Here is a 17,990-nt window from a genome sequence, read left to right on the forward strand (position 1 = left end):
CCTGTGCCCTGTGCCCTGTGCCCTGTATTTTGGAGTAACCTTTTAAAGGTGCAAGACATAAAAAAGGGAGAGAAGCTTTACCGCTCCCTCTCCCCTTTGTTTAGCTTCATGCCACACCGGCATGGCACTACCAATAAATACAGGCCATGCCGCGTTTAGTTTACGGTAAAACCAGCCCCTTATTGGCTACGTGGGCGTAAGCAGGCCACGCCATAAAACACGATAGAGGTACCAATGCTGGCAATAGCGGTCATACGCTCAGCCGGGTTAAACATCATGGCAACAAAAACAAACACCACAGCCAGCAAGGTTGCGTAATTGCAGAAAGGGAACAACGGCAGGCTAAAGCCATCTGCATCACCTTTTGCCTGCGCTTTTGTGCGGACTTTTAAGTACGAGCCAACAATCATGGAATAGACAACCAGAATAACGCCACCGCTACAGCTCAGCAAAAAGGCAAAAATGGTGTCTGGTGCCAAAATAGAGGAAAACGCCACCAGCGTGCCAGCAATGCTGCTCACCACAATCGCAAGGCGCGGTACTTCTGTTGCTGCAGAACGCGCCAGCTTAGCGGGGGCATCGCCCTGCCCTGCAAGCTCTGTCAAAATGCGCGAGGTAATATACATGCTGGAATTTAAGCATGACAAAATGGCACTTAGCACCACAATGCGCATAAGCAGACCAGCACCGGGAATGCCCATGGTATCCATTGCCGTAACAAACGGAGACTTACCGGGCACAATGGTTGTCCATGAAACCACAAGCAAAATCATGGCGACAGAAGCCAGATAAAACAGGGTTACACGGGTGCCAATGCTGCGTGTTACGCGGGCAACATTTTTACCCGGCTCTGGAGATTCTGCGGCCGCAACTGTCGCAATTTCAGACCCCATCATGGTGAACAAGATGGTGGGAATAATAGAGAGAACCGCCACAAAACCGTGGGGAGCAAAACCGCCATGCCCTAAAAAGTTTTGGCTTACCGGCACACCCGGCCCAAAAACATGAAACACATACAGCAAAGACACGCCAATAAAGGCAATAATGCTAAAAACTTTAATAAGGGATAGCCAGAATTCGCACTCACCAAATACACGCGGGGCGGCAAAGTTAATAAGTTTAAGTACGGCAATGAGCAGAATAGACAAAACCCAAACAGGTAGGCCCACCCAGTCACGCAGTAATATGGCGCCGGCTATGGCCTCGCTGCCCAGCACAACAACCCAGAAAAACCAGTAAAGCCACCCGGCTGTAAAGCCTGCCCGGTTGCCATATGCTGCACGAATATATTCCACAAACGAGCCACGGCCGGGGTCTGCCACGACCATTTCGCCCAGCATACGCATAACCAGAATAACCAGAATACCTACGGCTAAAAACGCCAGCAAAACCGCAGGCCCGGTTGCAGCAATAGCCGCCCCGCTGCCCACAAACAGGCCCGCCCCAATAATGCCGCCCAGTGCAATCATGGCAATGTGGCGGTTTCGCAACCCGTCTGTGGGGGGGGCTTGTGGTGTGCTGTCCTGGTCAACCATATGCACGGCGTCCTTTAACTTTGTTTCTGGGGCAGATCATTGGCCACACGGAAAGAAAAACCCGCGGGCAAAATTCCTGCTCAGAAATGCTTAAAAAAATAGGCCTCGATAATGCCTGAGTGGTTTGTGATGTTAGGCACCGGGTAACCACCCGGCAGGCTTGTACGGGCCAACTCTTTGCCAGAGGGGCCAGCAAAAGCCACACCACCCGCCAAAGCGGCAGATGTGGTCGCGTCTAGGGTGTACTCTGTCGTAAAGTCTACTTCGTTCGAGATATGCTTTCCAACACCGGCTAGGCCGCTTCCGGCAGGGTGGATAAACGACAGGTCATAAAAGTGTACCCCCAGCTTTAGGCTATCATCTGCTTTTAACAAGTGTATCGGGGGTGTTGCTGTCAGGTCAAATTGCTGCACGCGCAAGTTAGACAGCGGGGCAAGATACATGCCCACAATTTCACCCGGCCAGTAGCCGCCATAGGTGTAGCGCTTACCATCATAGAGAAAAAAGTTGTCGTAGCTGCGCTTAACATCGCCTTTGCCATTTTTGCCGCCACTATACTGCGTATAACGGTAAAAAAGCTGTGGCTGCCACGGCAACATTGTAAAGCGGTAGCCCGGCTCAAAAAACATGCCGTATGCTTCAACAGATTTGTAGCCGTTGCCTGCGTGGCTGTTTTGCTCTGAAACAAAGCTGCCATAAAATGTAAAGTTTTTGGAAATACCAAGCGCTTTAACAGGCAATAATGTACCACCCCAACTGAGTGACGCCACATTCATGCCGTTACGGTCTGCACGGGTTGAGTAATCATAATGTGCAGAGCCATCGGCATCACGCACGTGGAAATAGGTGAGTGTTACGTAAGCCGCACGGTCTGCGTAAACGCTTTCACCATGCCCACCCGCTTTATTGGCAAACCAGCTTACATCAAAACCCACAAATTTTGTTTTTGGCCGGTCGTAGCCTTCATCGATATCGTTATCTGAGTTGCTTTCCAGCATAAAGATATCAGCCCGGACAGGGTTACCTTCCAGCTTGATAGCCCCCGGCCCAGAAAACGCAAAACGCGGCGCATACCACCACGCCCCCCGGTTACCGGCACTATACGTGCCTTTACCAATCAAAAAACCATCATCAACCGCAAAGGCTTGCCGCCCGCCTAACACCGTAAGTTGTTGGCTATCATGGCCAATATGCACGGGCAAAGTCAGGCCAATATTAGCTTCTTCTAGGTAAATGGAATGTGGGTTACCCGATGTTTGGGAGAGCACCTGTGCATCCCCACTGCCAAGGGTTGCGGCCCCAAGCGCAGATGCACGGCCAATAATAGCAACGCCGTTACCAAAATCCCAACGACCAGAGAGAATGGGCTTGCCGTAGAACTCACCATATGTAGGGTTAGCGGTGCGGCTATAACTGGTTTTGCTTTTGTTAGGGGCATAAGACCCCGCACCAAAGTTGCCATTAGGCATAAAAAAACCAGCGCCCCCTATGTCCAGCCCACCTTGCACGGTAACGCCGCCAACAGACACCAATGTTTTTTCAGCCTGTGCGGCAGAAGCCCCCCAGATGGAAAGACCACACAGACAGGCGGAATAAAAAATACGGCGCATCGCTTTTCAGATATGCCCTACGGAACATGGTGTGTGCAGCATTTTTTTTCCTTTTTTCTTACGCTTTGACACAACGCCTTTTACCGGCTTGTAACGGCCTTCGTTCTTTTTGCTTGCAGGGCCCCTTAGCCAAGCGGCCCTACCGTTTTGCACTCTGCCATTATAGAATGCTCAACATGATATAATTTCTACATAATATTATATTGTTTTCAAGGCCGCTTTCTTTCAAAAATTATCATCATAACCGCATTATGTTTTACTTTATTTCTTAAGTAACGGGGAAGGATCATTCCGCATTCGTTGTGTTTTTGTTATTATATCGGAATATTACGATGCTAGTAAATGCGCGATATAATTTATTATAGTTATATGAACATCTTATAATTTCATGGAATAGTTTTCTTTTTCTAGGGAAAACGTTTAATCACATGAAACACAAAAAAGTGATATTCGCCTAAATAATGCAAAAAACGCATTATTTTCTTTATATCTCATAGTGTTATCAAGCACACCACAGATGCATGCGCCATAACATGCATACCCCAATAGAGCCGCGTATTATCGCTGTCCTCCACTTGAACTCACTTTTGTGTGATGGGAAATAAGCCAGAATAAACGCAGCTTGCGGCCAAGAAGACACAGCCTGACACCGCTAAACTAAGCAGCACCATACAACACTCATGCTCAATAAGCCCTGCACAGCAGGCGACAGGCTACCAACAAAGCCTAATTGTAGGGAAAACTGGAGCGGATGAGGGGAATCGAACCCCCGTATGCAGCTTGGGAAGCTGCCGTTCTACCATTGAACTACATCCGCACTACGCAGTGCGTGCGGCACTATAGGGGGTTGCACCTGCTCTGGCAACAGGCTTTATGCACCTAAAGAAAGCTTTCCTTACTGCGCCGCATTTTACTGTACCACGCTACAAAGCAGGCTACACCAAAAGGCCTCTAACACGGCATTGCCGGGTTAATCTGCGTCCATATCTGGGCTAATCAGGTCTGAAAGATGGCCTATTTCTTTTAAACTTAACCCTTCTGGGGGTTTAGTGCGTGCGCTGCCGCGCGCAATACGGCGGGGCAATACGGCGTGCTCAAAGCCCAGTTTGGCCGCTTCTTTCAAGCGGGCATCTGCTTGGGCTACCTGCCTAATTTCACCCGACAACCCAACCTCACCAAAATAGACCTCACCCGAGCTTGTGGGCACACCACTAGCTGCAGAAATAAGGGCCGCAGCTACGGCAAGGTCTGCTGCTGGCTCGGCCACCTTCAGGCCGCCCGCCACGTTTAAGTACACATCCATGCCAGACAGTTTAAGCCCACACCGGCTTTCCAGCACGGCTAACAGCATAGAAAGGCGGCCCGTGTCCCACCCCACCACGGCGCGGCGTGGCGCACCATCTCCATTTTTGGGAGAAAGCAGAGCTTGTACCTCAAGCAGCACTGGGCGTGTGCCCTCAAGCCCCGCAAACACTGCTGAGCCCGCAATATTACCCCGCCGCTCTGCCAAAAAGAGGGCCGAAGGGTTGCTTACTTCCTCTAACCCACGGTCGGTCATGGCAAAAACGCCAATTTCGTCTGTGGCCCCAAAGCGGTTTTTGGCAGCACGTAAAATGCGAAACTGGTGGCCGCGGTCGCCCTCAAAATACATAACGGCATCAACCATATGCTCAAGCACACGGGGGCCAGCCAGCGCCCCTTCTTTGGTAACATGCCCAACCAAAATAAGGCTAAAGCCCCGCCGCTTGGCTAATCGAATAAGCTCAAATGCACACGCTCTCACCTGAGAGACGGTGCCCGGTGCGCTATCTACCGTTTCCAGCCACATGGTTTGAATAGAATCAATCACCACGGCTTTTACATCAGGCTCGGCTTCAAGCGTTGCCACAATATCTGTCACGTTAATGGAGGCTGCTAGGTCTAGCCGTGCTTTACCAACTCCCAAACGTAGCGCGCGCAGGCGTATCTGATCAGCGGCTTCTTCACCTGATATATAAAGAACACGCTCGCCTTTACTGGCCAGTTTGCAAGCGGCCTGTAGCAAAAGCGTTGATTTACCAATACCGGGGTCACCCCCCACCAAAACAGCAGAGGCCGGTACCAGCCCACCGCCTAACACGCGGTCTAGTTCAACAATGCCGGTTTCAATACGCGGTGGTGGTTTGGCAATGCCTTCCAGCCCTTCCAGCTTAACGCGCCGCCCTTTATGCGCCGCCCCGCCACGGGCAGAAGACGCTGCCAGAGGCTCCACGGCCTCTTCTTCCAGCGTGTTCCATTCTCCGCAGGCTTCGCACTGCCCTACCCATTTAGGGTAAACCGCCCCGCAATGGCTGCATACAAACTGGCGAAACGGTTTTTTAGCCACGCGCGCGCTCTCCGTTACTCAACACCGGGCTAATGGCCCACATTCTGGTTGGTTATCTGGGCCAAAACCAAACGATTTCAAGGCCGCCCAACAGACTGGTACTGTAGGCCCGCGGCCCGCATGGCGGCTGGGTCAAAAATATTGCGTAAATCAACCACAACACCGTGGCGCATACGCGCCACCAGTGCCTCTGGTGCAAGCGCACGGAAAATATTCCATTCCGTCAGCACCACCAGCACATCGGCCCCATCTGCAACGCTTAATGCATCGGTGCAATATTCCACCCCCTCTGGCAGGAGGGGCTTGGCGGCGTCCATACCTACGGGGTCAAAGGCTTTAATCTGTGCGCCCGCCTCTGCCAGCCTATGCAAAATGGGTATGGAGGCAGACTCGCGCATGTCATCTGTCTCAGGCTTAAAAGTTAAGCCCAACACCCCTACGGTTTTACCCGCAACAGACCCACCACAAGCCGCAGCAATACGCCCGGCCATACCGGCTTTACGGGCTTCGTTTACTTGTACGGTGGTTTCTACCAAACGGCTGGCACTCTGGGCTTCTTGTGCAATACGAGAGAGCGCCAAGGTATCTTTGGGAAAGCATGACCCGCCATAACCGGGGCCGGGTTGCAAAAATTCGCGCCCAATGCGGCTATCCAGCCCCATGCCTTTAGCAAGCTGGTGCACATCGGCCCCCAATTTTTCGCACAGATCTGCCATTTCATTAATGAAAGAGATCTTCATGGCTAAAAAGGAGTTAGAGGCATATTTGGTCAGTTCTGCCGTTTCCAGCCCGGTAAACAGCAACGTGGCATCTGTGCTGGAAAGCGGGCGGTACACCTGCCGCAAAACAGCCTCTGCTCGGCTTGCGCGTTCTGGCTGCTTTTGGTCTAGGCCAATAATAACGCGCTCTGGGCGCATAAAGTCGCCTATTGCACTCCCTTCGCGCAGAAACTCCGGGTTAGAGGCTACGTCAAAATCAACTTCGGGGCGGGTTGTGCGAATAATCTCGGCAATGCGGCGGCTCGTACCCACTGGTACGGTCGATTTGGTAACAATAACCGTATAACCTGTTATAGCCTGCGCAATTTGCCGGGCGGCAGCGTGCACATATTGTAGGTCTGCTGCGCCGTCTCCATTACGGGGGGGCGTGCCGACTGCTATAAACACAGCCTCTGCCCCGGCAACAGCTTGGGCAATATCATCGCCAAAGGTTAGGCGGCCTGCTTGGCTGTTAGAGGCCACAAGGCTATCCAGCCCCGGCTCGTAAATAGGGATACGCCCTTCACGCAATGCAGAAAGCCGTGCGGGGTTTGTTTCAACAACTGAAACATGAATGCCAAATTCGGCAAAACAGGCCCCTGATACAAGCCCCACATACCCGCCGCCAATCATGGCTATACGCACTTGCAGCCCTCCTGCTTTGTCTTTGGCACCTTGTGTACGCGCCAGCTCTTTCTGGCCAGCCAAGGCTCTACCCCATACCAATGCCCTTAGCCGGTACGAGCTACAATGCCCCAGCCCCTAAAAACGGTTTTACCGGGTTGTGCAAAGGCTTACCAGACAGGTGGGGCATTGTTTAGCCCACTCAGGCTTTGACGCGCCTTTCGTATCAGGCTACGGCAATAAAGGTTTATACCCCCAACCCCTTCGTGCAGGAGCGGCAACCAGAGCGTATGGATACCATACTCACACTTGTGGCCAGACTGGGCCGTGCAACGCTGGCCCTTATACGGGCTGCAGGGTCTTTGGCCCTTTTTGCGTTTGAAGGGCTGTCTCATATTGTGCGCCCCCCTTTTTATGGGCGGGTGTTTTTGAGCTCTTTTATGGAAACAGGCTTTTTCTCTTTGCCTGTTGTGGCCTTAACGGCGTTATTCTCTGGCGGGGTTATTGCCCTTCAGTCTTACACCGGTTTTGCCCAATACCATGTGCAAAGTGCCATTGCGGGTATTGTGGTGCTTGCCGTTACGCGTGAGCTTGGGCCGGTACTGGCGGGCCTTATGGTTGCAGGCCGCGTGGGGGCCGCCATGGCCGCCCAAATAGGCACCATGCGCGTAACCGACCAAATTGATGCACTCACCACCCTTTCTACCAACCCCATGAAGTATCTGGTGGCCCCCCGCCTACTGGCTGGGCTTATTGCCCTACCCCTGCTGGTACTGGTGGCAGACGTGCTGGGTGTTGCGGGTGGTTTTACCGTATGCGTTATGAAACTGGGCTTTTCACCACAGGCCTATATTACCGCAACGCTTAACTCTCTTAAAGCAATTGACGTAACAGTCGGGTTGGTAAAAGCCGCCCTGTTTGGGTTTTTGATTGCCCTTATGGGGTGCTATTATGGCTATAACAGTAAAGGCGGGGCAGAAGGCGTTGGCTCTGCCACAACTGCGGCCGTAGTGGTTGCCTCTATTTTGCTGCTGGCCTTTGACTACCTCCTGACAGACCTGTTTTTCTCACAATGAGCATGACCCCCAGCACACACCCTAAAATCCGCATTCGGGATTTGCATAAGTCTTTTGGCACCAAAAAGGTGCTGGACGGCATTACGCTTGATGTGCCCCAAGGCACCTCGTTTGTTATTATTGGTGGCTCAGGCAGTGGCAAGTCTGTGCTGCTGCGCTGTATTTTAGGCCTAATAACCCCAGATAGTGGCAGTATTGAAATTGATGGTGAGAACATTCTCACCGTCTCAGACAAACGCCGCGAAGCCTTACGCAGCGAAATTGGCATGCTGTTTCAAAACGCGGCCCTATTTGACAGCCTACCCGTGTGGGAAAACGTGACCTTTGGCCTACTGGCCCGCAAACGCCTAAGCCGTAAAGACGCCCGCGCGCATGCTGGCTCTATTTTGGCACAAGTTGGGCTAGACCCATCTGTAGGTGAGCTTTACCCGTCCGAGCTATCTGGCGGTATGCAAAAACGTGTGGGCCTTGCCCGCGCCATTGCCGCCACCCCCAACATTTTGTTTTTTGACGAACCCACAACCGGCCTAGACCCCATTATGGGGGCCGTTATTGATGGCCTGATTGTTGATTGCGTTAAAAAACTTGGCTCAACCGCCATTGCCATTACCCACGACATGGCCTCTGCCCAGCGCATAGGCGATGAAGCCGCCATGCTCTATAAAGGTCAGCTTATCTGGCAAGGGCCAGCAACCTCTCTCATGAACAGTGGTAACCCAATGGTTGACCAGTTTACCCATGGCCGCCGTGAGGGGCCTATTAGTATGGAACTGCGTAAATAACGCCCAACTGCCACCAGACAGGAATTTTTAGGGCTTTTTGCATACAGCTTCTTGCCCACACGCCGCCTGAATGAGATAGAAGCAGAAACTGTGGACAGAAACAGGAAAGAGACCATGAAACACGCGGTGCTGATGCTGGTATGTGCTTTTGCGCTCTCAGCCTGTGGCTTGTTTAAAAGCGAGCCAAAACGCCTGACCACCCCCCAACAGTGGGAAAAATACGGCTACCACGACCATTTGAGCACGAGCCACAAGTAACCCGTATTTTCTCTGTTGCTATGCGCAGTGTGCTTACCCCCCCAAAGACCACGCTAAAAATAAAAGCACCGCGCCGCAAACAGTCAGAACGGAGTGCGCAAACACAGCGCCGTGTTGTGCAGGCGGCTGCGTGTTTACTACAAAGCCAAGGCTATGCAGCCACTACCGTGCAAGGCATTGCCCGCCATGCGGGCGTTAGCCTTGGTGCCATGCAGCACCATTTTCCGACCAAGGCGCAGGTTATGGCCGCCGTTTTACGGCATTACGCCCTAAAGCGCGTTAGACTGTACCGGCATGCTTTACAGCACACCACCACCTCCCCCCAAAAAATTGACGCGCTCTTTAAAGCCCTGTGGACATTACTGTGCCAAGGGCCAGAATTTATGGCCACTGTTGAAATAGAATTAGCCCGCCGCAGCGATACAGAGCTGGCCGCAGCCACCGCCCCTGTGCTGGCACGTATTGATACCTTCATGAACCGGTGGCTGGCCGCCCAAATTGCCGACATTACGCCAGACAAATTTATGCCCCTGCGCGTGCTCACCAACACCATGCTGCGCGGCCTAGCTGTTGAATTTGCCCGCGGCACAGACAAACATAGTCTTGAGCAAGCCTATGCCATGTGGGTATCTTTATTGCGGGTAGAATATATTAAAGCCTTGAACACTTAAGCAAAACCTGCGCCGTATTTTACCGCTTAACACACTGCTTTTGCTAGAATTTAGCGTAAAGTAAAAACGGTTTTTGCAACGCTTACAGGCAACCCCTTTGTTTGCTTAAACGTTTTAGCACCATGTTGTTTTTTATTGCGTAAAGAGAAAAAAATTATGGGCCTTAAGCTGTGGCGTAGTGTGTGTTGTGTTTGGATAGCAGCCTTTTTGGGGCTTTTTGCCCCCCTGCCCTTTTATACGGCACCAAGTTTTGCAGCCCCCAGCACGGCACCACAGCCCGCCCCAATAGCCCCAACAGAGCAACAAACTGCCCCTCTTATTTCTGATATTTCCATTATTGCGTCTGATGAAACGCTCGATAAAATTGGTTCAGAAATTCATAGCGTTTACCAAGATAGTTTAAAAAACTATACAAAAGGAGAAAACGCGGCTGTTTATGCAGCTCTCCTTAAACGGGCCAGCACTCTTTCTACCCGTGTTGACGCCTTGATGAGCAAAATTAAACCCTACGAGTCTGTTTACCAAAATTTTCTGGATATTTTGGGTAAAGCACCGGGTAAGGACGATACCGCAGAACCTGCCTCCATTACCGCGCAGCGCAAAGCGCTAAGCGCCAAACAACGCGATATTTCAAACCGCTTAACGCGTTTAAAACTCTACCAGCTTGAAGCCCAACAACTGGTTGATGAACTACGCCAACACGGCACAGCCATTCAGCAAGCAACGCTTACACAGCGCTTTCCCACCCCTGTTGGGTTTAATTTTTGGAGCCAGATCACCAGCACCTCTGCCGATGATAAAGGCCGCCTTAACGCCTTAGCACAAGAAACCGGCGCCGTGCTCATTCAAGCCTTTAAAGGCTACCATGCGCTTATTTCCCTCGGCGGGTTGTTGCTTTCAGCACTTTTGCTTTTTGCGTATTTCCGGTGCCACCAACCTGTCCGGTTTTTAGTGGCCCGGTTTTTACCAACGGGCCGCGTACGCCCTATTGCAGCCACCGTTATTTGTGCTGTTTTAAGTGTTATTGCGTGGGCTCTCGCATTTTATAGTGCGTGGGGTGCCCTGACCCTTAACAACCCAGCATTGGGCGATGACCTAGACACGCTGGCTACCATGGTTGCCGCACAGGTGCCGCTCTGTGGGTTTGTTATTGAGCTGGGCAGAAGCCTCTTGTCACGCAAGGCAGAATGGCGCGTGTTTAACATGCCAGACAGCCTTGCCCGTAATTTGCGCCTTTTTCCTACATGGTTTGCTGTAGCACTCATTATTCGTGGGGTATTGCGCTATGTTGATACAAAAAGCGGCATGAGCATTTTACCCGTACAATTATGTGACGGGCTTTATACATTAGCTGTTAGCCCCCTTTTATTTGCCATACCCCGCCAGCTACGCCTTTCAGCAGAAGAAGGCGATGAAAAACACGCAACCGTTGCGCCTTTCTTACGCACATTGGCCATGACAGTGGCCATTGTGTGCTGGGTTGCGGTGTTCTTGGGGTATATTCCCTTTGCCTATACCGTTATTTCCTGGATTTCGGTTATGGCCATTACCATGACAGGGCTTTTATTAATTGCCCTTTTGGCAACGGCTTTAGGTAGCAGTGTTTTTCCCTCTCATGGGCCTATGGGGCAACGGCTTGTTACACTAGGCCTGCCCATGCGGCTGGTTGACCAAGCCAGTGTGGTTATTCCCGGCCTTATCAGTGTGTTTTTGCTTGTCTTGGCATTTTCTGTTGCCACCGCCGGAGCAGACTTTGACCCAGCACAGGTTGGCAGCCGTATTCTCTCTGTTTTTAGGGGGCAAAGCACTAGTGCCTCTCAAGATAGTTTTAATATCTCGCTCGATGCCATAGTTCTGTGTGCACTCCTACCTATTGGGGGGCACTATGCCATTAAGTTTATAAAAACGTGGTTTCTACAACGTTTTTTCCCGACGACCCGGCTCGATATTGGGGCTCAAACCTCTATCCTTAACATTATCACCTACTCAGCATGGATTTTAATTGGGTTGAGCATGGCCTCTGCCCTTGGCGTTACCATGAAGAGCATGACATGGGTTGTGAGCGCCCTGTCTGTGGGTATTGGTTTTGGTTTACAATCCATTGTGCAAAACTTTGTCTCGGGCATTATTCTTATGGCCGAGCGCCCCGTTTCAATTGGTGATGTGGTTGATATTGCTGGTGCCCATGGCGAGGTAGCCCGCATAAGCGTGCGCTCAACCAACATAAAGCTGGCCGATGGCTCCACCATGATTGTGCCAAACTCTCAATTCATTACCTCAGCCGTACGCAATGCAACCCGGGCCGAAAAACCCGGTGTGTTTACAACTGTTTTGCAACTTCCTTTTTCGTCAGATATTCCAAAAGCCATGCAGGTTATGGTTGAGACCTTAGCCGCAAGCAAAAATGTTGACCCGCAGCTTGCGCCAACCGCCAGTATTTCAGCCATTACAGATGGCTCAGCCCTCCTTACTGGCACAGCCAAAGCACTTACCGGGTTTGATACAGCAAAAGTGCGCTCTCAGGCTCTATTTGACCTGTGGCAAGCTTTTCAGGAGCATAATATTCCTATTACTGTGCCCAATAACCTTGCCCCACCAACAGCCTGAACCTACTGCGGCTTGCGCTAAACTCATAAAAAAAGCAGGGCTCTATTTGCCCTGCTTTTTTATTTGTGGCCTTGTGTTGTGCTGTATCGCTACAGCACCAAAGCAAAAGGCACCTGTTGCACGTATTAACAAACCCACCAATGGCTTAGGTTTATTTTTAAAATTACACCCGCATTTCTATAGGCGCATTTTAGCGGGCATGCTCTTCATGGATATTATCCAGATCGGCAAAGCGTGTGAATTCACCTTCAAAGAACAGATGCACGGTGCCGGTTGGCCCGTGTCTCTGTTTTTCCAAAATGAGCTCTGCTTTGTTATGCACAAGGCTCATTTTACGCTGCCAGTCATCAAGGGCTGCACCGTATTTGTCCTGAGAATCAAAGGCTGTTTCTTTAGGCATACGCTGTTGCAGGTAATATTCATCGCGGTACACAAACATCACGGCGTCTGCGTCCTGCTCAATCGAGCCAGATTCACGCAAGTCTGACAGCATTGGCCGTTTATCTTCACGCGATTCAACCTGACGTGAGAGCTGAGAAAGCGCAATAACCGGCACCTCCAACTCTTTTGCAATAGCTTTAAGGCCCTGTGTAATCATTGAAATTTCCAACACGCGGCTTTCTGGTTTTGTGCCAACCGAAGGGCGCATAAGCTGAAGATAGTCAACCACCACAAGGCTAAGCCCGCGCGTACGCTTTAACCGGCGACAGCGTGTACGCATGGCAGAAAGAGAAATAGCTGGCGTGTCATCAATAACCAACGGCAGGCGGGCAAGCTCTCGGCTTACGCGTACAAAGCGATCAAATTCTTTTTGCCCAATGTCGCCACGCCTAATACGCTCGCTCGATACTTCAGACTGTTCAGACAAAATACGTGCGGCCAACTGCTCGGCCGACATTTCGAGCGAGAAAATAGCAACAGAGCCATTAGGCTGCACATTTGGCCCGGCATCTTCTGCATCTTGCAATAAGGCCCGCGCGGCCGAGAACGCAATTTTGGTTGCAAGGGCAGTTTTACCCATAGCTGGACGGCCTGCCAGAATAAGAAGATCTGAGGGGTGTAAGCCACCCGTTTTTTTATCAAGGTCTCGTAGGCCAGAAGTCAGGCCAGACACATGGCCTTCGTTCTGGAAAGCTTTTTCAGCCGTGGCAATAGCGCTGGTTAAGGCCCGGTTAAAGTCAACAAACCCGCCATCTTGCCCTTTTTCTGTAGCAAGACGAAACAGGGCCTCCTCACCCGCTGCTATCTGGTCTGGGCCAGATAGGTCAGAGGTAGAGCCAAAGGCGTTGTTCACTACGCCTTCGCCAATATCAATAAGCTGGCGGCGAATCCATGCATCATGAATGGCGCGGCCATAATCGCCAGCGTTGATAATACCCACCATAGAGGTAAGCAGCTTACCCAAATACGCCATGCCGCCTACGTCAGACAGCACGCCAGAATTTTCCAGCTCTGCCCGCAGGGTTACGGGGTCTGCCAGTTGGCCGTTTTCAATACGGCGGGCAACGGCATCGTAAATGCGGCCATTGACCTGATTAGCAAAATGCGCACCGGTCAAAAAATCTGAAACGCGGTCATAAGCGCGGTTATTGGTTAGCAACGCGCCAAGCAGCGCCTGCTCTGCCTCAAGGTTGGACGGGGGCTGGCGTAGGGAAAGCGACAGGATGCTGTCGTCAGCCTGTGCTTTGGTATCTGTTTTGGTCATGCTCACAAAGCCAGTTTAACAGGTATGGGGGTGTGCGTCTGCAACGGGGTTATGGCCCTTGCAAGTTTTGCACAAACGCAGCCGGGGCAGAGTGATGCCCCTTCCGGGTACGGGCCTAAATTAGGCCCCAAATGTTGCAATAAATTCTGCCAGACCCGTTTGGCGGCGGGTTTTTAAACGGCCAGAGGTCAGCACGGCGCGGGCCTCAAAAATTGCGCGGTCTAGGTCTTTGTTCACCACGACATGGTCAAACTCATGCCAGTGCGAAATTTCATCGCGGGCGGCAGCCATACGGCGGGCAATTTCTTCAATATGGTCAGACGCGCGGGAATGCAGGCGGCGCTCAAGCTCTGCCAAAGAAGGGGGCAGCACAAATAAGCTCACCACATCATCAGGTAAGGCTGCGCGTATTTGCTGGTGGCCCTGCCAGTCTATGTCAAACACCATATCGTGCCCGGCTTCCAGCGCGGCCTCAACCGGGGCGCGGGGGGTGCCGTAACCACGGCCAAATACAGTAGCCCACTCCAGCAATTCGCCACTGCTGGCCATGTATTCAAACTGCTCCATTGTACGAAAATGGTAATGCACGCCGTCTTTCTCACCGGGGCGGGGCTGGCGTGTGGTCACAGAAACAGAATGTTGCAACTGCGGCTCTGACGCGCGCAGAGCATTAGCAATGGTAGACTTACCCGCGCCAGAAGGGGCCGAAATAACAAAGCACACCCCGCGCCGCCTAAGACCTGCTCCGGTGTGTTGTGTGTTGTGCGCCATGCCGTATCCCGTTTTTGCCGTGTATAAGTTCTTACCGCCTAGCACGCGGTGTGCCCCTGCTTAGCGCAAAAATCACATCAGGTCTGCCCCACAGCGTGCAGCCCTTTATGCTCTCTCGCGTTAAAGCCCCACCATGAAACATGATATCGTACTTATTACAGGCGCTTCTTCTGGTTTGGGGCGCTCTCTGGCCCTTACATTAGCCCGCCCCGGCCGTACTTTGCACCTTGGCGGGCGCAACCAAGACCGCCTGCATGCTGTCGCCCAACACTGCATTTCACGCGGGGCTGCGGTTGATGTAGCCGCCCACGATGTTGCAGACCGCACGGCAATGGCCCACTGGGTAAAAAGTACCGGCACACTGGATATGGTCTTAGCCTGTGCTGGCATAACAGGGGGTACTCGTGCCCCCACCACACCAGACAGCCCCCCTTACGAACCAGACGCCCAAGTGTACCGCTTTTTTCAAACCAACTTAGAGGGCGTTTTAAACATCGTTTTACCAGCCCTTGAGGTTATGCGCAGCCAGCCCCGTGGGGCCGATGGTATGCGGGGGCGTATTTGTGCCATTTCATCTGTTGCAGGGCTGGTCTCTTACCCTGGCACACCGTCTTACGGGGCGGCCAAAGCGGCAGTTGACCGGTTTATGGTGGCTACGGGCGGCAACACCAAAAAAGCTGGTATTTTGCTGTCTTCTGTGGTGTGCGGGTTTTTAAATACCCCCATGACCGCCAAAAACCGCTTTCCCATGCCGGGCATGACCGATGTTGATAACGCAAGCCGCCGCATTTTACGTGGCTTAAAGCGTAATGAGCGGCGTATTGTGTTTCCGTTATGGCTTGCCGCGGGGTCTCGGTTTATGGATCTTTTACCCATTAAACTGGCTGAAGCGTATTACACCCACCAACCCACCGGAGCCGCAGGCAGCATGCCAGAGCCTGACCTGTCTTAACCTGCCCCACCCGCCACAAGTAAAGGAACGCCCCTGGCATGAGCCACCCCCCTTCCCCCGCGACCACAAAACCCGCTGGCCGCCTGATGGAAGAACTCTCTAGCGCCTCTGTACGCGAGCCCGTGCCCGATGCCCTCAAAACCATGCGGCTAGACCGGGTATTCTGGAGCCATTTTTCTCCCAACCTTGGCCCCGGTGGCTGGGTTACTGGGGCGTTACTTATAAGCATGGGGCTAGATTTTAGAACGGGCGTGCTGGCAGTATTGGTAGGCAATCTTATTGGGGCTTTACCTGTTGCCTTTGCCGCAGCCATTGGGCCTGCCACCGGCCTTACACAAATGGAGGCATCGCGCCGGGCGTTAGGCCGCCTAGGTGTACGCCCTCCGGCTTTTTTAAACTGGGTTTACTGCGTAGGGTGGGACGCCGTTAATAACGTACCAGCCGCCACCGCCCTTGTAGCCCTGCTGCTTATGGCGGGCGTTAGCACACCATTTTGGCTGGCCCTTGGGGTTTTGGCCTGCCTACAAATGGTGGCCTCTATTTATGGCCACCATGTTGTGCAGCTTTTACAAAAATATTTGGGCGGGCTGTTGTTAGTCACCTTCCTGCTTATGGGCGTTATTCTCGCTTTTCAGGGGGTTACGCCTGTGCACACGCACCACCCCGTAAGCTGGCAGACCTTTTTGCTGGCTACTGGGGTGTTGGTGAGCTTTAACCTCTCATGGGCCTCATATTCTTCAGACTACACGCGCTACCTGCCTGCCAACACCAGCCCAACCAAGGTTGTGGGGCTGGCTCTAGCTGGGCTGCTTGGCTCGGCCATTCCGTTTCAAATTTTGGGGTTACTGACGGCAGTCAGTGTTGCAGAGCCGTCACCCACGGCGGTTATTGCCTCTTTGCAAAACGCTATGGGGCCAGTGGGGGCTGTAGCATTAGCGGCTATTGCGCTGTCATCTATTACTGGCAATGCGTTTAACGACAACACTGCCAGCTACAGCCTTATTTCAGCCGGGCTTAACGTACCCCGCATTGCTGCTGCCATTTTAACTGCAAGCCTTGGCTATGTGCTGGCCGGGGCCGGGGCCGGGCGCTACACCACACTTTATACAGACTATCTAATGGTAACCATGTACTGGATTGCCCCATGGGTGGGTATTGTACTGGCAGACTGGTATTGCGGAGACCATAAAGTGCACGCCGCCCCTCCGGGCTGGACATACGGGGCAACCATTTTTGCCGTAACCTCTGTGCTAACAATTGCCCTATTTTCTACCAGCTCAGTTTATACCGGCCCCGTGGCCCGTTGGTTAAACGGGGCCGATATTGGCTATTACGTAGGCTTTTTGGTGGCTGCTGGCTGGTACGTGCTGGGCATGCGTACACGGGCCAGTTCATAAAGCCCAACGGCTGCGGCAACAGACACGTTCAGGCTTTCCATATCTCCGGGCATGTAAAGTCCGGCCACTTCATCACAACTTTCACGGGTAAGGCGGCGCAGGCCTTTGCCTTCTGCCCCTAACACCAAGGCGACACGGCGGCCTTCAAAAGAGGGGCCGTTCAGCAGGCCACCCCCCGCATCTAGCCCTACTGTCCAGCACCCACCTTTTTGCAGGGCCTCAATAGCGCGAGACAAATTAACCTCTCGCACCATTGGCACAGTTTCCAGTGCGCCAGAGGCCGCTTTGGCTAATACGGCGGTTTCTTCTGGTGCGTTTCTGTCTTGCACCACAAGGCAGGCTGCGCCAAACGCTGCGGCAGAGCGCAAAATAGCCCCAATATTGCGTGGGTCTGTTACTTGGTCGAGCACCAGCACAGGGCCGGGGCGTTCTAATGCTTCTTCCAAAGACAAGTTGGGCAGTTGCTTAACGAGAGCTGCTACCCCTTGGTGCACTGCCTCTGGGCCGAGCAGGTCGTCCAGCTTGGCACGGGGGGCCTGCTCTGGCTCAATGCGCAAGTTGGCTCCTGCCTCTTGGGCGGCTGCAAACACTGGGTGTTCAGCCTCTGTTACCAACAAACGCTGGAAAACACGGGCTGGGTTAGCCAGAGCTGCCGCTACGGCATGCGTACCAAACAGCCAGACACTGCCCACAGGTGCCCCCCCAGCATCACGCCCGGCAGAAGAGCCAGAACGTGGGCGGCGGGCGGGGCGGGCAGAACGGGGATTACGCATGGTAGCCTTACTACTTTCTTCTAAACGTGCCCCTTTCCCTACAGCATGTGCCAGGGGTGGAGCTATCCCCTTTTTGGGCTCCGCCCTCTGGGGCCGTATTTCAAGT

General features: G+C 52.7%; 14 protein-coding genes and 1 tRNA gene. 7 read left to right on the forward strand and 8 right to left on the reverse strand.

All coding sequences use genetic code 11. From position 1 onward, the window contains the following. Positions 1 to 179 precede the first annotated feature (179 nt). From Abor_RS03685 to Abor_RS03705, 5 genes are all read right to left on the reverse strand, one after another. Positions 180 to 1,535: an amino acid permease gene (locus Abor_RS03685; protein ID WP_048840503.1), complete on the reverse strand. Its 1,356-nt coding sequence runs from the start codon at positions 1,533 to 1,535 to the stop codon at positions 180 to 182. An 80-nt stretch (positions 1,536 to 1,615) separates the two neighbouring features. Beyond that, entirely contained in the window at positions 1,616 to 3,145 is a 1,530-nt protein-coding gene (locus tag Abor_RS03690; protein WP_048840504.1) for an alginate export family protein, read from the reverse strand. A gap of 743 nt (positions 3,146 to 3,888) precedes the next feature. Beyond that, a tRNA-Gly gene (locus tag Abor_RS03695) sits at positions 3,889 to 3,962 on the reverse strand. 153 nt (positions 3,963 to 4,115) lie between these two features. Further along, positions 4,116 to 5,510: a DNA repair protein RadA gene (gene radA / locus Abor_RS03700; RefSeq protein WP_048840505.1), complete on the reverse strand. Its 1,395-nt coding sequence runs from the start codon at positions 5,508 to 5,510 to the stop codon at positions 4,116 to 4,118. Positions 5,511 to 5,587: 77 nt separating this feature from the next. After that, positions 5,588 to 6,901, reverse strand: coding sequence for a UDP-glucose dehydrogenase family protein (locus Abor_RS03705; protein WP_048840665.1), 1,314 nt, complete (start codon positions 6,899 to 6,901; stop codon positions 5,588 to 5,590). Positions 6,902 to 7,182: 281 nt separating this feature from the next. On the opposite strand from Abor_RS03705, the gene Abor_RS03710 reads away from it, so the two are divergent. The 5 genes from Abor_RS03710 (at position 7,183) to Abor_RS03730 (ending at position 12,286) form a co-directional block, all read left to right on the forward strand. Further along, positions 7,183 to 7,968: an MlaE family ABC transporter permease gene (locus tag Abor_RS03710; protein WP_048840506.1), complete on the forward strand. Its 786-nt coding sequence runs from the start codon at positions 7,183 to 7,185 to the stop codon at positions 7,966 to 7,968. Between the two features lie 2 nt (positions 7,969 to 7,970). Then, positions 7,971 to 8,750, forward strand: coding sequence for an ABC transporter ATP-binding protein (locus tag Abor_RS03715; RefSeq protein ID WP_048840666.1), 780 nt, complete (start codon positions 7,971 to 7,973; stop codon positions 8,748 to 8,750). Between the two features lie 114 nt (positions 8,751 to 8,864). After that, positions 8,865 to 9,008 carry a hypothetical protein gene (locus tag Abor_RS03720; protein WP_179193293.1) on the forward strand — a complete coding sequence of 48 codons (144 nt, stop codon included), beginning with the start codon at positions 8,865 to 8,867 and terminating at the stop codon, positions 9,006 to 9,008. 29 nt (positions 9,009 to 9,037) lie between these two features. Next, positions 9,038 to 9,679 (forward strand): TetR/AcrR family transcriptional regulator, encoded by a 642-nt coding sequence (locus Abor_RS03725; RefSeq protein ID WP_244877861.1) that lies wholly within the window; start codon positions 9,038 to 9,040, stop codon positions 9,677 to 9,679. 156 nt (positions 9,680 to 9,835) lie between these two features. After that, on the forward strand, positions 9,836 to 12,286 hold the full coding sequence (locus tag Abor_RS03730) for a DUF3772 domain-containing protein (protein WP_048840508.1): 2,451 nt from the start codon (positions 9,836 to 9,838) through the stop codon (positions 12,284 to 12,286). 190 nt (positions 12,287 to 12,476) lie between these two features. Here the strand turns inward: Abor_RS03730 and Abor_RS03735 are convergent, their stop codons facing one another. Next, a complete protein-coding gene (locus Abor_RS03735) occupies positions 12,477 to 13,991 on the reverse strand; it encodes a replicative DNA helicase (RefSeq protein WP_048840509.1) in 1,515 nt (504 codons plus the stop codon). Positions 13,992 to 14,111: 120 nt separating this feature from the next. After that, on the reverse strand, positions 14,112 to 14,762 hold the full coding sequence (gene gmk, locus Abor_RS03740) for a guanylate kinase (protein WP_048840510.1): 651 nt from the start codon (positions 14,760 to 14,762) through the stop codon (positions 14,112 to 14,114). A gap of 133 nt (positions 14,763 to 14,895) precedes the next feature. Here gmk and Abor_RS03745 point away from each other — a divergent pair, with 133 nt between their 5' ends. Further along, complete coding sequence (locus Abor_RS03745) at positions 14,896 to 15,714, forward strand: SDR family NAD(P)-dependent oxidoreductase (protein WP_048840511.1); 819 nt, start codon at positions 14,896 to 14,898, stop codon at positions 15,712 to 15,714. A gap of 38 nt (positions 15,715 to 15,752) precedes the next feature. Further along, complete coding sequence (locus Abor_RS03750) at positions 15,753 to 17,111, forward strand: purine-cytosine permease family protein (RefSeq protein ID WP_048840512.1); 1,359 nt, start codon at positions 15,753 to 15,755, stop codon at positions 17,109 to 17,111. On the opposite strand, the gene rlmB is transcribed toward Abor_RS03750, so the two are convergent. Further along, entirely contained in the window at positions 17,045 to 17,884 is an 840-nt protein-coding gene (rlmB, locus tag Abor_RS03755; protein ID WP_048840513.1) for a 23S rRNA (guanosine(2251)-2'-O)-methyltransferase RlmB, read from the reverse strand. The two genes, Abor_RS03750 and rlmB, sit on opposite strands and share 67 nt — an antisense overlap. Positions 17,885 to 17,990: the final 106 nt, after the last annotated feature.

The sequence above is a fragment of the Acetobacter orientalis genome (assembly GCF_000963965.1).
Lineage (GTDB): Bacteria > Pseudomonadota > Alphaproteobacteria > Acetobacterales > Acetobacteraceae > Acetobacter > Acetobacter orientalis.

Coding starts and splice junctions, on each gene's coding strand:
- Abor_RS03685 (WP_048840503.1), bottom strand. CDS start 1,535: ATGGTTGACCAGGACAGCACACCACAAGCCCCCCCCACAGACGGGTTG.
- Abor_RS03690 (WP_048840504.1), bottom strand. CDS start 3,145: ATGCGCCGTATTTTTTATTCCGCCTGTCTGTGTGGTCTTTCCATCTGG.
- Abor_RS03705 (WP_048840665.1), bottom strand. CDS start 6,901: ATGATTGGCGGCGGGTATGTGGGGCTTGTATCAGGGGCCTGTTTTGCC.
- Abor_RS03710 (WP_048840506.1), top strand. CDS start 7,183: ATGGATACCATACTCACACTTGTGGCCAGACTGGGCCGTGCAACGCTG.
- Abor_RS03715 (WP_048840666.1), top strand. CDS start 7,971: ATGACCCCCAGCACACACCCTAAAATCCGCATTCGGGATTTGCATAAG.
- Abor_RS03720 (WP_179193293.1), top strand. CDS start 8,865: ATGAAACACGCGGTGCTGATGCTGGTATGTGCTTTTGCGCTCTCAGCC.
- Abor_RS03730 (WP_048840508.1), top strand. CDS start 9,836: ATGGGCCTTAAGCTGTGGCGTAGTGTGTGTTGTGTTTGGATAGCAGCC.
- Abor_RS03735 (WP_048840509.1), bottom strand. CDS start 13,991: ATGACCAAAACAGATACCAAAGCACAGGCTGACGACAGCATCCTGTCG.
- gmk (WP_048840510.1), bottom strand. CDS start 14,762: ATGGCGCACAACACACAACACACCGGAGCAGGTCTTAGGCGGCGCGGG.
- Abor_RS03745 (WP_048840511.1), top strand. CDS start 14,896: ATGAAACATGATATCGTACTTATTACAGGCGCTTCTTCTGGTTTGGGG.
- Abor_RS03750 (WP_048840512.1), top strand. CDS start 15,753: ATGAGCCACCCCCCTTCCCCCGCGACCACAAAACCCGCTGGCCGCCTG.
- rlmB (WP_048840513.1), bottom strand. CDS start 17,884: ATGCGTAATCCCCGTTCTGCCCGCCCCGCCCGCCGCCCACGTTCTGGC.